This window comes from Alginatibacterium sediminis (assembly GCF_003610775.1).
GTDB classification, from domain to species: domain Bacteria; phylum Pseudomonadota; class Gammaproteobacteria; order Enterobacterales; family Celerinatantimonadaceae; genus Alginatibacterium; species Alginatibacterium sediminis.
On sequence record NZ_RAQO01000004.1, the window covers coordinates 528,459 to 543,910 of the forward strand.

General features: G+C 42.1%; 13 protein-coding genes and 3 tRNA genes. 9 read left to right on the forward strand and 7 right to left on the reverse strand.

Going from position 1 to position 15,452, the window contains the following annotated elements; all coding sequences use genetic code 11:
* Nucleotides 1-84: 84 nt before the first annotated feature.
* The gene (locus DBZ36_RS05470) at nucleotides 85-1,032 is read right to left on the reverse strand and encodes a Rossmann-fold NAD(P)-binding domain-containing protein (protein ID WP_120353913.1); all 948 of its coding nucleotides are present in this window, start codon (nucleotides 1,030-1,032) and stop codon (nucleotides 85-87) included.
* Between the two features lie 108 nt (nucleotides 1,033-1,140).
* Here DBZ36_RS05470 and DBZ36_RS05475 point away from each other — a divergent pair, with 108 nt between their 5' ends.
* Nucleotides 1,141-2,034, forward strand: a complete 894-nt coding sequence (locus DBZ36_RS05475) for a LysR family transcriptional regulator (RefSeq protein WP_120353914.1) — start codon at nucleotides 1,141-1,143, stop codon at nucleotides 2,032-2,034.
* A gap of 61 nt (nucleotides 2,035-2,095) precedes the next feature.
* On the opposite strand, the gene DBZ36_RS05480 is transcribed toward DBZ36_RS05475, so the two are convergent.
* Both DBZ36_RS05480 and DBZ36_RS05485 read right to left on the reverse strand, forming a co-directional pair.
* Nucleotides 2,096-2,473: a hypothetical protein gene (locus tag DBZ36_RS05480; protein WP_120353915.1), complete on the reverse strand. Its 378-nt coding sequence runs from the start codon at nucleotides 2,471-2,473 to the stop codon at nucleotides 2,096-2,098.
* 390 nt (nucleotides 2,474-2,863) lie between these two features.
* The gene (locus tag DBZ36_RS05485) at nucleotides 2,864-3,997 is read right to left on the reverse strand and encodes a M14 family metallopeptidase (RefSeq protein WP_199711807.1); all 1,134 of its coding nucleotides are present in this window, start codon (nucleotides 3,995-3,997) and stop codon (nucleotides 2,864-2,866) included.
* Nucleotides 3,998-4,193: 196 nt separating this feature from the next.
* Here DBZ36_RS05485 and DBZ36_RS05490 point away from each other — a divergent pair, with 196 nt between their 5' ends.
* From DBZ36_RS05490 to DBZ36_RS05505, 4 genes are all read left to right on the forward strand, one after another.
* Nucleotides 4,194-5,660 carry a bifunctional metallophosphatase/5'-nucleotidase gene (locus DBZ36_RS05490; protein WP_120353917.1) on the forward strand — a complete coding sequence of 489 codons (1,467 nt, stop codon included), beginning with the start codon at nucleotides 4,194-4,196 and terminating at the stop codon, nucleotides 5,658-5,660.
* 17 nt (nucleotides 5,661-5,677) lie between these two features.
* Nucleotides 5,678-7,615, forward strand: coding sequence for a GGDEF domain-containing protein (locus tag DBZ36_RS05495; RefSeq protein WP_120353918.1), 1,938 nt, complete (start codon nucleotides 5,678-5,680; stop codon nucleotides 7,613-7,615).
* Nucleotides 7,616-7,680: 65 nt separating this feature from the next.
* Nucleotides 7,681-8,658 (forward strand): autotransporter outer membrane beta-barrel domain-containing protein, encoded by a 978-nt coding sequence (locus DBZ36_RS05500; protein WP_147394997.1) that lies wholly within the window; start codon nucleotides 7,681-7,683, stop codon nucleotides 8,656-8,658.
* Between the two features lie 27 nt (nucleotides 8,659-8,685).
* On the forward strand, nucleotides 8,686-9,348 hold the full coding sequence (locus tag DBZ36_RS05505) for a lipid-binding SYLF domain-containing protein (protein ID WP_120353920.1): 663 nt from the start codon (nucleotides 8,686-8,688) through the stop codon (nucleotides 9,346-9,348).
* 81 nt (nucleotides 9,349-9,429) lie between these two features.
* Here DBZ36_RS05505 and DBZ36_RS05510 read toward each other — a convergent pair.
* The 3 genes from DBZ36_RS05510 to DBZ36_RS05520 form a co-directional block, all read right to left on the reverse strand.
* Nucleotides 9,430-9,506: transfer RNA gene (locus DBZ36_RS05510), tRNA-Met, on the reverse strand.
* A 26-nt stretch (nucleotides 9,507-9,532) separates the two neighbouring features.
* Nucleotides 9,533-9,609, reverse strand: a tRNA-Met gene (locus tag DBZ36_RS05515).
* Between the two features lie 20 nt (nucleotides 9,610-9,629).
* Nucleotides 9,630-9,706 (reverse strand) — tRNA-Met (locus DBZ36_RS05520).
* A 459-nt stretch (nucleotides 9,707-10,165) separates the two neighbouring features.
* Here DBZ36_RS05520 and rlmKL point away from each other — a divergent pair.
* From rlmKL to rmf, 4 genes are all read left to right on the forward strand, one after another.
* Complete coding sequence (gene rlmKL / locus DBZ36_RS05525; RefSeq protein WP_120353921.1) at nucleotides 10,166-12,262, forward strand: bifunctional 23S rRNA (guanine(2069)-N(7))-methyltransferase RlmK/23S rRNA (guanine(2445)-N(2))-methyltransferase RlmL; 2,097 nt, start codon at nucleotides 10,166-10,168, stop codon at nucleotides 12,260-12,262.
* Nucleotides 12,259-12,507 carry a glutaredoxin family protein gene (locus DBZ36_RS05530; protein ID WP_120353922.1) on the forward strand — a complete coding sequence of 83 codons (249 nt, stop codon included), beginning with the start codon at nucleotides 12,259-12,261 and terminating at the stop codon, nucleotides 12,505-12,507. The genes rlmKL and DBZ36_RS05530 overlap by 4 nt, the downstream gene beginning before the upstream one ends.
* Nucleotides 12,501-14,414, forward strand: coding sequence for an ATP-binding cassette ATPase Uup (gene uup, locus DBZ36_RS05535; protein WP_120353923.1), 1,914 nt, complete (start codon nucleotides 12,501-12,503; stop codon nucleotides 14,412-14,414). Before DBZ36_RS05530 ends, uup begins: the two co-directional genes overlap by 7 nt.
* 170 nt (nucleotides 14,415-14,584) lie before the next feature.
* Nucleotides 14,585-14,761, forward strand: a complete 177-nt coding sequence (gene rmf / locus DBZ36_RS05540; protein ID WP_120353924.1) for a ribosome modulation factor — start codon at nucleotides 14,585-14,587, stop codon at nucleotides 14,759-14,761.
* An 89-nt stretch (nucleotides 14,762-14,850) separates the two neighbouring features.
* Here rmf and fabA read toward each other — a convergent pair whose 3' ends face one another.
* Nucleotides 14,851-15,387: a bifunctional 3-hydroxydecanoyl-ACP dehydratase/trans-2-decenoyl-ACP isomerase gene (fabA, locus tag DBZ36_RS05545; protein WP_120353925.1), complete on the reverse strand. Its 537-nt coding sequence runs from the start codon at nucleotides 15,385-15,387 to the stop codon at nucleotides 14,851-14,853.
* Nucleotides 15,388-15,452: the final 65 nt, after the last annotated feature.

A 15,452-nucleotide genomic window follows, 5' to 3' on the forward strand; every position in this document is an offset into this window, starting at 1 on the left:
ACGTGGCGCACATTATACCGCTAGAACTACGTGAGTCTATCCCTGCCTTTAACGCCGCTTATTTTACACTTTCTATGTGTGTGTTTAAGTTTCTACAGTTAATACCGCGCTTAGCACGTCTTCTAAGGATGATTGTCGATACAGTTGCTCTGGTTCAAGTAAGGCCCGCAGCTTACTGTCGTCAAGTGCCAGGCGTTGCTGCCAAAGATATCGCATTTGCAGTACACCGATCATGTTTTTGTCAACCAAAGCTAAGGCTTTAAGCAATGTCCAAGACCAGAGACCTTTGCCAACATTAATTTTCAGTTGCAGGTCTAAGCTTTGCAGTAGCTGATTAAAATTAAACTCGAGTCCTTGATAATGAAAACAGTTAAAGGATCCTAGTTGCTTGCGTTTTGAAATCAAGTGGACGAAGTTTTCGCTAAGATCCGGTAAGTAGGCCCAAGTATGCAAGGTCTGCGGACTCTCCGGAACTCTTACTATCGTTTTTCGCTTTGCCGAACTAATCAAATGGCTAAACCAACTAGAGCCAGTTTCGTCATCTTGTGCAATAAAGTCGCCTGCACGCAAGATTATAACTTGTGCGCCATTGGCGCTTGCTTGTTGAAGTCGTTGCTCCATTCTTAATCGTATCTCTCCTAGTAGGGTACGAGGATGGGGCTCAAATGTTTCATCGATAGCGTGGTTACTATGCGTCGGCAGGTGATATACATTTCCTGGAAAACAAATAGTCAATTGTTTGCTTTCTGCCAATCGACAAATCCGGTCAAGATACTCAAAGGCATATTTTTCCCATTGTGAATATTTTGGATTTATCGCATAAACAAGTACATCTCCTTTTTTTGGGGAGAGGGGCCACAGTTCAGGCGCAGTGGCGTCAGCTTGAACTAAGCTTTCACCGGGCAAGCCCAAATCCTTAGTTTGACTGCGGCTAATTGCAATAGTCTGGTAATGGTGCTGAGCCAATGATTTGCGCATACTTAAGCCAAAATTGCCGTTTGCACCTAAAACGAAAACCTTCGAGTTATTCATGTTTCTATCCTCCACAGTTAAGTTACGGATACAATGCATTTAATTTAGAGCATAAGGAATGACCAATATGCTATGGTAGTTATCTGAATATGAATAACGAGGCCGAGCATGGATAAGCTAAATTGGGAGTGGATACGTTGGTTTATTGCCTTAAGTGAACACGGGTCAATTAATAAAGCAGCGGCTAGCCTTGGTGTCTCGCAACCGACTTTAAGTCGTAATCTCGCAACCTTAGAGCACCAATTAGAATTAAGCTTATTTAAACGAAGTAATCAAGGGATCGAAATAAGTGAGCATGGCCTTAAGCTTTTAGATGCAGCGCGCCAAATGAGTAAGGGCGCCGATCAGATTTTGCGAACAGTGCAAGGCTCGCAGCAAGATATAAGTGGGACAATCCGCATTTCGGTTAATGAAATTATTGCTTTTTATGTTATGCCTCGGCTTATAAGTGAATTTAGAAGGCTGTACCCGCGCATTCAAATTGAGCTTGTTGTAAGCAATAGTGTTAGCAGCTTAAGTAAACGCGAAGCTGATTTAGCGATCAGAATGTTTGCACCGACTCAGCCAGACTTTGTAGCAAAGAAACTTCCAGATTTGCCGCTCAGCTTCTACGCAAGCCATGACTACATCGCTCTAAATGGCGAACCCAAAACGCCGGAACAACTACTTCAACATAGCCTAATTGGTTTTGATCAAAGTACCGAGTCTATAGAGGCTGCTGCTCGATTAGGTTGGAAAATTAAACCAGAAAACTTCGCAATTCGATGTGACAACTTGCTAGTTTCTATCCAATTATTGTTGTCTGGAGCAGGGGTACTAGCAACGCACAAAGGTTTGGCACAACAATATAGACAAATAAAAGAGCTAGAGGTGTTTAAAGATACGCTTAGTTTAGAATACTGGCTGGTTTGTCATCACGATGTCCATACTAATCCGCGCATACGTTTGTTGATGAATTATATTTCTGAGCAACTGTCGACTAACCCATATAATCTTAAATAGATCACGCGACAAAAGCGCCTCACTAAGGGCGCGCAACCATCTATTCTGTAATCAGATCAAACTAGAACTGATATCGAACACCCGCGCTGAATTCTAGTTTTACATCAATACTATCGACCAGGTAAACAACAGGTTGTGCTTCGATATGGAAGTTAAATTGTTCAACCATGGTCTGGGCACCAAAAACTGCCCGTGCTCCAAGCTTGTGATTTTTATGGTCGCTTAGTTTCGCGCCAAATCCGTAGTAGAAATATTCACTTTGGTCGAAATCAAAAAGTTTGTCGCCACTGATGGAAAACTCGTTGAAACCTACATTAACTCGTATGTCATCTACTTTTGCGCTGATCCCATTGTCACTACCAAACATAAGACCGACTTGTGTTGCACCGATGGCACTATGGCTCAAAAGTAAGCTTGTTAAAGCAATTAGTTTCTTCATGTTGTCTCTAGGTGTAAAAACGGCTTAGTTTAGAGTTATACTCCTAAATTATCAATATAGGCAGCTGTATAAGTTGTTGTATTAGTGATTTGCGTTTCAATCTACTGTGGTTTGGAGGCTCTTCAAGGTAAAGCTATGTAAGCAAGCCTAATCACTATATGCGCTTAGTAAGACATTACCTTACTATGGCTTTGGGGCAGAGTTATTGTTACCAGCAAACTTTTTTGATCTCTTTGATCAGCCACCTTGAAGCCATAGTCTATTGTTTTTATGGATATTTATCTCAAGGTAAAACGACCACCAATTAAAGCTGCATCATCTTATAGATAATTAGGCCGCAAGCGGACTTTCGTTTGCGGTGTCCATATTTACAAGGGCGGTAAGCTCGCGCTACATATCAAACTTTTTTTGTAAGGCTTCATAAATCGGTGTTAGTAAGTCGGCGCCAAGTATTTTTGAGCGCTCAGCTGACCATCCCACTTGTTCATCGGGTAGGTTTTCATTATCTTTAAAGGGCATTTCAATGGTAAATGCGAGGCAACCAAATTCGTTTCCGACCCATTTAGTTGCGACCGTTAAGTTGGCTTCTCCGAATTGAGAAGGTGCATATCCTTTCTCAATTTGGAAATCAGGACTAGCTTTTAAATAAGCGTTTTTAAAGCGTTGCTCCAGTTGCGCCATTTGATCTGTAAATTTGGGGACGCCTTGGCAACCATCAACAAAGTTGACGGGAAGCGCTTCATCACCGTGAACATCAAAATACATATCTACGCCACTATCAAGCATAAGCTTACGTACATGCAAAACTTCAGGACTAGACTCAATACTTGGGTCTAACCATTCACGATTTAAGTTTATACCTTTAGAATTAACTCGAAGATTACCTAGTGCAGAACCATCAGGATTCATGTTTGGTACGACATAAAAACAACAACTTGCTAGCAGTTGCCGTCCTATTGGCTGTGCATTATCTAGCAATCGTTCTAATAATCCTTCAATAAACCACTCGGCCATTGTTTCTCCTGGATGTTGGCGAGCGGTGATCCAGATTTTTAGTGCATTCGCTTCCAAAGAGCCAATTTTGAGTAGGGAAATGTCTCGGCCTTGCGCTGTTGTACCTAAGTTGTGTTGTTGTACGCGTGGATCAATCGCCGTAGAAGCTATTAAATCTAAATGACGCTCTTCGCTATAGGGAGTGAAGTAAGCAATGTATACATTGTTGTGTGTTGGCGTAAAGCTGACCACTAGTTGACCGTTGGTATAGGTAGTCGGCACTCGAAACCAGTTTTTTCTATCATAAGATGCTACGGCCTGATAATTATCCCAGCCGTCAACATAAGCTGCTTCGTCCGCATTTTCGAAAACGAGTCGAGATTGCTGGTCCTGGCACCCTTGGAGCGCGAAATGAAACCACTGGAAAAACTCAGAATTGGTGTCTTTTGGAATCCTTAAACGAATATTATTGAAATCCGAAGCTTCAATAAGTTCAATGTTGCCACTGTGGAAGTTACTGTTTACTGATATTGTTGAAGTCATTATTTATCCCGAGCGAGTTACTAGTCGTTTATAGGTGCAAATGTAAGGCTTTAGAGGTCGATTTGGTAGTACTATAAATAAGTTTGGCTTTAGATTTCTAGAGCGCTGGCTATTATAAATCTCTTCCGACAAACTCGATTCAGTAGTAACGTAAGTCTATGGAAACATTCGCTAGGGCAGAGGTATGAAACTAACGTATTTGTTGTTTGCTTGTTGTATGACATTGCCCTCGCTAAACGCAGTGGCAGCTAAGCTTCAAATTGTCTTTACCTCTAACATTCCAAACATCATTGATGACGATGATAAAGTAGGCATTACACAACTTGCCGGCTTCTACGAAAATTTGGAAAAACGAAATCCGCAAGGCGTGTTGTTTTTGCATGGCGGAGATAGTTTATTTCCCAATGCTTTGTCTAATTACGACCAGGGTGCGCATATGATTGATGTACTCAATCATTTGCCCATAAGCCTTATGTTTGCCAACCAAAGTGAATTTTCCTTAGGTGTTGATAATCTGAGCCTACGTGCATACGAAGCTAGCTTTCCTTTGATACTGAGTAACATTGTTGATACACGAACTTGGGATTCAATCGAAGGGATCCAGCCCTCGTATATTTTGTCAGCAAATAACATTGATGTTGGCGTGTTTAGCCTGGTTGATAGTTCGATAACATCCAATTATGTAATTCCGAATGTAACGCTTCTTGATTTACAAAATAGTATCGATGATTCTGCGGAAAGCCTAAAAGAACAAGGTGCTGATTTCATTGTTTTGATGAGTGAAGAGGACTTACTGGTAAAACTCGAGGGTGTTGATCTATCTGAAATTGATTTACTGCTGTTAGCCAACAGTGGTGAGGACTATGTTGATCTTAACGCTAAACCGGTTAGGGTTAAAAGTGGAGGTCAGGATGGCGAAGTTGCGCTTATTAGCATTGATACGCAGCATAATATAGAGGCAACTATTCAAAGCTACGCTTCGAGCCAGAGTAGTCTTCAGCTGGAACTTGTTATTCAAGCGTACGTTAATCGAATTGATTCGTTTTTGTCTCAATACCTCTATACCACAACTCAAGAGATCTCTACTAAACGCGAAGACTCTAGGGTCAAAGAAACAGTTTTTGGTAATCTTGTCGCAGACGCAATACGCGCTTATCTAAGTGCTGATATCGCGATAGTAAATAGTGGGTCAATACGTGGGGAACGGATCTACCCTAAAGGAAGCCAAATTTCTCGTTTAGATATTCGACAAGAACTTCCATTTGGTTCTGCTGTTTACGCTATCGAATTGACCCCGCAGGAACTGAAAAAAGTTCTGGAACATAGTTTGTCAGGGTTACCTCAGGCCAAGGGACAGTTCCTACAAGTCTCAGGTATCAACATAGAGTACGATAGTCAGCTGCCTGCAGGAAAGCGAATAATTTCGTTGAAAAGAAATGGGCAAGCGTTAACGCAAAATACTTATTCACTGGCAGTTTCAGAGTATCTATTAAAAGGTGGCGACGGTTATGCGATGATAGCAAACAAAAAACCTATGTCTAATCAACACTATTCAAGGTTAACTTGGGAGATAGTATCCGAATACTTACTTGCCAACGAAAACCTAGTGTCAGCAGATATCGGAAAACGGCTAATCGATTTAAGCCAATAGTGGAATAAGGAAATGACTTGAGCTCAAACAAGACACGCTTTTATCATAAAATTGGTTGGCGAGTTACTTTTAGCTATGCTTTGTTAAGCTTTCTATTGATCGCTTTAAGTATCTTCAGTGTTCAACAAATATCCTCTTTTTTGCAAATAGCTAAACATAGTGAGCAAGTCGAACTACCGAATCTAAAGAGTTCTACGAGCATACAATTAATGGCTACTGAGCTTGAGTCAAAAGCGAGGCTGGTTATTGCCTCCGCGACCATTTCACAAACCCGTCTATATTTACAACAAAGCGCCGAAATATTTGATTTGCTTAGCGACGAACTTGCCCGCTCGCAGCAGAGCCGAAATCTGTTAGAGCTAAATGAACTTGTTCAAGAAATGGAAAATACCTTAAGGCAGTTGGTTGCGATAAAACAACAATTGATAGATGACAACCGAGACTTCAAAGATAGTGTTGAGTCTATTGCCTTGCAAGTTGTTCCTTTAGCAAGAGCGGCGGTGTTATCCGGTCAAACAACACCCGTTACGCTCTACATAGAACTGACAAAACTTAGAAGTCTAGAGAAGCCATTTGAGCGAACAAAGTCTAGAATTAGTCTGACCCGCTTAACTGATGCGCTTAACAAAGAAATTGAACAATATCCTGCTGAGCTACATCAAGGTTTCTATAGCGTATCGAAGTTAATCGAATTTGAACTTATTGAAAAAATCAATTCGGTTAATCAAATGTCCCGCCAACTCAATGGCTTGTCTACACAGTTTAAAGTTTTATTGTCAGCAATGGCTTCTAACTCTAGAAAAGACTACAACGCCTTCGAAAACAAAGTCTCACAGAACACAAACTTGTTGGTTAACAACGCTCAGTACACGGTTAAGGTGTTGCTTTGGTTGATCGCTATTTCGTTTGTGCTTATGGCGCTTAACTTACGTTATTTACATCGTGCTTTGTTTTTGCAAAGTCGTAAGCTTAGTCGTTATTTGGGGCAACAAAGCTTGAGCGAGGAAAATATAAACGAGTTTGATCGACGTAACGAGATAGGTCTTTTGGCAAGAACGATTTACCGTTCACAGCAAACAGTAGTACAACAAAAATTGGAGTTGCAACACAGCAACGAATTGTTGGCAAAAATCTTGGAGCATGTGGATTTAGCCGTGGTTCTTATTCATGGTCAGGTAATTCAAGCTTGTAACTTTGTCTTTCAAAATGAGTTTTCTGCACAAATTGGACAATCGAGTCTAAATATTCCGGGTCTGTCGGAACAGCTTATACAACACGACCTTTCAAGTGTTGGAGATCAAATGCAGCAACTTGGCGAAGTCTACTACGACGAGCAACGTGAGCATTGGTACCAAATAAACGCAATAGAAGTGCATTGGGAACAAAAGCCGTCACTGCTTTTAATGATAAAAGACGTTACGGAAGAACAGCTAAGAGTTCAAAATTACCAATATAATTTAAGCCAGGCGCAACATGATGCGCTTATTGATAGTTTAAGCTCATTGTATAATCGTAAACGCTACGATATGGAATGCCAAAATCAACATAGTGGTTTATTAAAACAAGGTTTTTCGTTACTGGTACTGGATATTGATAACTTTAAAATCTACAACGATACCTTAGGGCATTCACGCGGTGACGAAGTTATCCGGCAAGTGTCTAAGGTTCTTACGTCTAGTATTCGAGAAACGGATTTAGCTATTCGCTACGGTGGGGAAGAATTCGTGTTGATTCAACATGGAAGTGATGTCAATGACGCGAAACAATTAGCGCAAAGAGTTGCTGATCGCCTAGAGCAACTACGTATACCGCACCCTATTGCCCCTGGTGTATATGTAACTTTTAGTATTGGTTGTACTGATTCGAGTCAAGCGGACAGCTTAGAAGCGTGTTTCAGTTTAGCTGATAGCCGTTTGTACGAAGCAAAAGAAGCGGGTAGAAATTGTATCCGCTAAGCTATAGCAGGACTGCAAATGCAGACCTTATTTTAAGCGGTAATAAAGACGCGTTTGTAGCAAGAATGCGCTTGGTTTGGCGGCTGGTTTTAGTTGCCATTATTAGTCTCTGTATTAGTGCTATATCAGCTTCAGCCTCAGCATCAGACAAAGCTTCAGCATCAGATACTCGTCTCAATGACGCCGTAAATCAGCGGCTCGTTGGCGCCCTAGCGCTATTTGGTTTTGCGGCGGTTCCTAGTGAAACGGCAAGTGCTATTTTTCTAGATACAGGCCAAGAAGACACAACTGGAACTGATTTTAAAGCCGGTCAAATTGGTGGTGGATTTACCTGGAGCGAACAATTTCCTCTCTATCTAGAGGGATTTGTTGGCTGGAATCGTTACGACCCAGTTTTTCTCTTTTCAAATGGTGACGAACAGCGCAAAACTGAAGCTAAGTGGACAAGCTTTGCCTTATCGGGGGCTGTGGGCTGGGATTTTGAAATTTATGACAATATCGTTCTTCGTCCAATGGGTCTGGTTGCCCTGGGTATCGTCACCAGTGATGTCATCATCGGACTAAACTACTTGCAGCGGCAATTTGACGATGATCTCGGCTTCTTAGATAGTGGTCAGTTAAGTGCTGGTGGTCTAGGTGGCTCTCTAGCTTTGGTCTATAACGAACGCTGGCTTAATGATTGGGAAGCAGATGTAATATTGCGCCATACCAGGCTGTATGTGCAACCCATTGCGGGTGACAAAGATATATCGGGACAAGCAAAAGCCTACACGACTTCACTTTGGTCAAGACTTCGAGTCCCTACCGGATTTACTGCCTTCCAGCGTCCTATCAGAACCGTAGCTGAGTTTTCTGCCGGATACTATGACGGTGATCAACAACGTATTTTTAGTAAACCGTGGTTATTTCAAGTCGGTTTGGGCGGCGAAATAGATGTGTCAAAAACTAAGATCCCATGGGTAACCACCGCTCGAGCAATGCTTCGGTATACTCAGGGAGATCGAGTCGAAGGGTTTTCGTTTGGCTTAGCGGTCAGCTTTTAATTGCACAACAAACGAGTCGGGGAAAAAATGAAATCAAAATTAGCACTAGTTCTACTTAGTATTATTTGCACCAACGCACATGCTAACGAATTTACTGACAGCCTAAAATCTGGAACCGATAAAATCGGAGAAGTCGCAAAAAAAGGGGTTGAAGCGGTAGGGAACACAATCGAATCGACCAGCGAATTGGTTAGCGATGAAGAAACACCACAGGCTACCCGAAATAAATTGGATCTGATGGCCAGCGACATCTTAAAGCGTTTATTAGCTGAAAACAACGAGGCTGCTGGCGCCTATAAAAAGAGCGCTGGTTATGCCGCTTTTGATATGCGACGCGTCACAATTTTCCCGCTATCGGTAGGCTATGGCCGCGGCGTAGCAATTCAAGCAAGCGACAGCGCAAGAACTTACATGCAAATGGGGACTGGCGGAGTGGGAGCCGCATTTGGTATTGGTGGATTCGAATCTCAGTTTGTCATTATGTTTGAGACAACAGCAGATTTTAGTCAGTTTGTGGAAAATGGCTACGATGCTTCTGCAGATGCTAGCACTATGGAAGGCGATGAGCGCAATAGTACAGACGTTAAATTTGTTGATGGGCGATCATTTTTCGTATTAAGTAAACAGGGTTGGTTGGTTAACGCTAACGCCTCAGGCACAAAATATTGGAAAGACAAAGACTTAAACTAATATTAAGCTTGTTGAACTGAGGTAAAGTGAAGGTAATCAGAAAGTTTAATTAAGTAGTTATGGGGTTTGTACTATACACGTTGGTTGCGGGAGCAGGATTTGAACCTACGACCTTCGGGTTATGAGCCCGACGAGCTACCAGACTGCTCCATCCCGCGTCCGTGTATATTTTTTGCTGTGTCGATGGTTGCGGGAGCAGGATTTGAACCTACGACCTTCGGGTTATGAGCCCGACGAGCTACCAGACTGCTCCATCCCGCGTCGACTATCAAACAAACAATTGGTTGCGGGAGCAGGATTTGAACCTACGACCTTCGGGTTATGAGCCCGACGAGCTACCAGACTGCTCCATCCCGCGTCCGTTTGATGGGGTGCATACTAGGGCGAGTTGCAAAGCAAAGCAAGAACTAATCCAAAGTTTCTGTCCGTTCGCTCAATTTATATTCTCTTGTCGATAATCTAAGCTAAAATCTGCGGAGATAGGACAAGTTTTGAACGAAAACTCTCCTTATGAGCCTCCTATTCGCTGCTGTATTAAAAAGATAAAGCGATACAGCTAGTTAATTGCTATTGAAATAGTACCGACGCTAGTTAATTAGGCTCGTTTATAGAGTTTTGGCTCTTTTAGAATAGCAAAATGAGGATGCCAAAATAGTATCGGCCAATCAAAAGCGCGACAATACAGATACCGACAGCAGTTGATAATGATTCCACACACCTTATTGGCAAGCGCTAGTTAAGCTAAAAGATCTAAACTTAATGGGTTAAATACACTAAACAGGCTATAATCCGCCGCGACTTTATAATTGGAATACTCATGCAACAATTTTTTGCCAGCTGCGCCATGGGCTTAGAACAGCTTATCGACGAAGAACTACAACAATTAGATGCTCAAACCATAAAAATGGGAGTAGGCGGACTACGCTTTGAGGGTAGTTTAGAAACCGCCTATCAAATGTGTTTGTGGTCACGTTATTCGTCTCGGGTCTTAATGACACTTGCGGATACGCGCTTTGATAGCAGCGACAGCCTGTACGCGGTAGCAAATGATATTGTTTGGGAAGACTATTTCGAAATCAATCAAACCTTTGCCGTCTATTGTAGTGGTACCAATCGAATTATAAACAATAGTCAGTTTGCTGCGTTACGCGTTAAAGACGCAATTGTCGACCGTTTTGCCCGGCTTCAAGGGGATAGACCTTCGGTTAGTAAAGAAAGCCCTGATGTACGTATCATGGTGCATATATCTAGAGAAAAAGTAATGATTTCCCTAGATTTGTGTGGCGAAGTTCTCAGTAAACGAGGCTATAGAACTGAACAAGGCGATGCGCCGCTTAAAGAAAACCTTGCAGCAGCGCTGGTTAAACGCGCTAATTGGACTGAGAAACGGCTTGTTGATCCGATGTGTGGTTCTGGAACAATCCTAATTGAAGCCGCTATGATGGCCGCCGATATTGCACCTGGGCTAAATCGCTATTTTCACCTCGAAGCCTTGGGTAATTTTGATGCCGATATTTGGCGTACAGTTCAAGAACAAGCGCTTGAACGTCGCGAAAAGGGCTTAGAAAGCTGCGACCGTCAGTTGATTGGCTACGATATAGATAGACGCATGATCACTATTGCAAACGCCAACATCGAACGAGCAGGCCTAAGTAAACTTATTTCGGTACATCGACAAGATGCGGTATTAATTGATAATGCGCCTAAAGAGAAAGGCTTGATTATCAGTAACCCTCCTTATGGAGAACGCTTAGGGGAAGTGACCAGCTTAATCGGCTTGTTCTTAGGTCTAGGCGCAGTTATCAAAAACCATTTTTCAGGTTGGCGCGTAGCACTATTAAGTAGTACACCGGAGTTATTCGACTACTTGCGTATGCGTAGTCATAAGCAATACAAGTTTATGAATGGCCCCTTAGATTGTGTGTTCAAGCTCTACGAAGTGGGTGAGCAAGAGACCGTACACCAACACCAATACGCGGAAGATTTTGTAAATCGTCTTCGAAAAAATAAAAAACGTTTAGCTAAGTGGCTAAAGCGTGAAGAAATTACTTGTTATCGTTTATACGACGCTGACCTACCTGAGTACAATGTTGCCGTTGATATCTATGATGATTACATGGTGGTCCAAGAATACCGGGCGCCAGCAATCATTGATCCAAATAAAGCCCGTCGCCGTCTTATGGATTTATTAACGGGTCTTATCCAGTCTGAATTTGTTGACAGCGACAAACTGATATTCAAACAGCGTTCTCAGCAAAAAGGTAAAGATCAGTATCAGCGTAAATCTGAAAACGAAGAACGCATGGTCGTAAGCGAGTTTGGTGCCAAATTCTATATCGATCTTGTGTCTTATTTAGATACGGGGCTATTTCTTGATCATCGTAATATGCGCCATTATCTACAGCAAAATTCAAAAGATAAACGGGTGCTGAATTTGTTTGCTTACACTGGCGCTGCAAGTGTCCACGCAGCTATTGGTGGAGCGAGTCAAGTGACAACCATCGATATGTCGAATACATACCTAGATTGGGCTAAAGACAATTTTAGACTAAATGATCTTAATATCTCAAAACATGCCTTTATGCGTGCTGATTGTTTACAGTGGCTTTCACAGCCTGTGAGTCAACAGTACGACTTGATATTTTTAGATCCGCCTACCTTTTCAAACTCGAAGAAGATGAGTCAAGTCTTTGATGTGCAAAATGATCATGTGGATCTGATTCGCAAATCTGTCGCAAGGCTTCGTCCAGGTGGATTGCTTATATTCTCCAACAATAAACGCCAATTTAAAATGGATACAGACGGCTTAGCCGAACTTAGTCTAAGTATAGAGAATGTATCCTCAAAATCTCTTTCTCCAGATTTTGAGCGCAAGCAAAATATCCACAACTGTTGGTTCATCAGAAAATCATGAGCGAAGCAAAATTCGTTTTGTACCATACGCAAGGATGTCATTTGTGCGAACAAGCGCATGCCTTGTGGCTTGAGATAAATTCTGATTTTGATATTCAGCTATTGGATATTGTGACGCAAGAGCAACTTAGTAAACGTTACGCTTATAGCATTCCCGTAATACGAAACCTAGATCAAGGTGACGAGCTAGCTTGGCCGTTTGATGCCAAGCAGCTACAACAATTTATACAGAGGACAGTGTGTTAATAAATCTTCAAGATGCGTTTTTAGCTTACGGTGATACGCCACTACTAAAAAATGCCGACTTTCAGGTCGATGCCAAAGAACGATTATGTCTGGTCGGGCGAAATGGTGCCGGTAAAAGTAGTTTAATGAAGGTATTGGCTCAAGAAATCCAATTAGACTCGGGTAAGCTTCAGCTTGTAAATAACACCGTTGTTGCTCGTCTACAACAAGATCCCCCAACGGCAAGTGAAGCGACTGTTTATCAATATGTAGCTCAAGGCAGCCCTAAAGTAGGCAAAGTGCTCAGTGACTACCATTTAATTATGGATGAGTACGCACTTGATCCAAGAGATGACCTACTTGAAAAAATGGGTCATCTTCAAGAGCAAATTGAAACCCTAGATGGCTGGAATTTTGATAGTCAAATTCAGCGTGTCATCTCATTGCTGTCTTTAGACAAAGATGCATCGCTTACAGACTTATCAGGTGGTTGGTTGCGTAAAGTAGCTTTGGCCCAGGCACTAGTAATGCAACCAGACGTTTTGCTACTTGATGAACCAACAAACCATCTCGATATAAAAACGATTCAATGGTTAGAAGAGTTTCTAAAAACCTTCGGTGGCACTATCGTGTTTGTAAGTCACGACCGTCAGTTCATCCGTAATGTTGCGACGCGTATTGTAGATATTGACCGAGGTGTTTTCACGTCTTGGCCTGGTAACTATGATCAATACCTAGAAGGTAAAATTGAATGGCTGCGAGTTGAAGAATTGCAGAATGCTCAATTTGATAAAAAACTGGCTGAAGAAGAAGTATGGATCCGTCAAGGAATCAAAGCGCGCCGTACGCGTAACGAAGGGCGCGTACGAGCTCTAAAAGCGCTACGCGTGGAACGTTCTGATCGGGTTAAAGCCCAAGGTCAAAGCCAGATGAGCGTTGACTCTGGTCTTAAGTCAGGAAAAGTAGTATTTGAAGCTGAGCAAATTAGTTTTCGTTACGATGCCCAAACACCTATTGTTGAACCTATCGATCTACTGGTGATGCGCGGCGACAAGATTGCTTTGGTCGGTCCAAACGGATGTGGTAAATCCACACTTATTAAAATGCTTCTCGGTCAACTTGAACCAAGTGGCGGCACGATTAAAACAGGTACCAATCTTGAAGTCGCTTATTTTGACCAATATCGTCAAGAGGTTGACCCAGAAAAGACCTTGCTGGAAAACATAGCTGGCGGCAGACAGATGGTTGAGGTTGGTGGAAAAACCAAGCATGTGATGGGCTATCTACAAGACTTTTTATTCCATCCAAAGCGAGCATTTACACCCGTAAAAGCGCTTTCTGGCGGAGAGAAAAACCGACTACTATTAGCTAAATTATTTTTAAAGCCAGCAAATATTCTTGTACTCGATGAACCAACCAATGACTTAGATGTTGAGACTTTAGAACTACTTGAAGAACTGATTTCTGATTATAAAGGAACGGTATTGTTGGTGAGTCACGACCGTAGCTTCATTGATAATACGGCTACGGCACTTTGGAATTTCACGGGTCACGGTAAAATATCAATCCACCATGGTGGCTATCAAGAGCTTGAACGCGTACAACGGATTGCTGAAGCTAGTGCTAAACCAAGCGCTAAGTCTGAACCGAAGAAATCAACAACCGCCCCAGTAGCGCAAAAAATAAAACGTAGCAAAATGTCGTTCAAACTTAAACATGAATTGGATGAAATGCCAAAGGCTTTAGAAAAAGCAGAAGCCTTAGTCGACTCACTCCAATCGATAGCCGGTGCTAGTGACTTCTACTCCAAATCTCAAGACTTTGTTCAAGAACACTTAGAAAAGCTTGCAGATGCCGAGCATAAACTAGAACAAAAACTCGAACGCTGGGAAGAGTTAGAAGCTATAAAACTAGATTCCGAAACGTAACACGATCTATATCACAATTATAAAAGTGGATGTGATTGCTTAAGTAATAATCAAGGTCTTGCAATAAAAACGTCAAAATTGATCTTTGACGTTTTTTATTTATTGGCGGATAGTGAATAAGTTGCAACACGCAATATTTAATTACTTCTGATCTTGATGAGGAATCGTCTATGAAAAGACAAAAACGCGATCGTTTAGAACGAGCACACGCCAAAGGCTATCAAGCTGGTTTAATTGGAAAGTCCAAAGATGCATGCCCATATGAAATGGTTGATGCGAAAGGGCAGTGGTATGGAGGTTGGCGCTCTGCAGTTGAAGAACGCGTTACGGGATTGGAAACCCATTAGCTTTTTATTTGATTTTGATTGAAACACAATGAATTTAAGTAAGCAAAAAGGCCCAAGAGGGCCTTTTTTAATGACTAAGATGTCGAAAGCTAAAAGGTACTGGTGTCTGTAAACAACCCAACTTTTAAATCTTTAGCGGTATAGATAACACGACCGTCAACTAAGACTTCACCATCGCCAATCCCCATAACAAGTTTGCGCATAATTACGCGCTTCATGGTGATACGGTAGGTTACTTTTTTGTTGGTAGGCAAAATTTGACCGGTAAATTTAACCTCGCCTACGCCTAGCGCTCGGCCTTTGCCTGGACCACCGCTCCAACCTAAGAAAAACCCGACAAGTTGCCACATCGCGTCTAAGCCTAGGCAACCTGGCATAACTGGATCCCCTGGAAAGTGACAATCAAAAAACCAAAGGTCAGGCGTAATATCGAGCTCAGCGACAATTTCGCCTTTACCAAATTCACCACCGTCAGCGTTAATCGTAGAGATACGATCCATCATTAACATATTTGGCGCTGGAAGTTTGCTATTCCCTTCGCCAAACAACAAGCCTTGACTACAATCGAGCAGATCTTGGCGCTCGTAGCTGTGTCTACCTTGTTCTTTTTGTGACAATTGCGACATCTGTATACACCCTTAATAAATTTGACGGTATTCTAGCGAACACGTGTACGCTAGACAACTCCGAT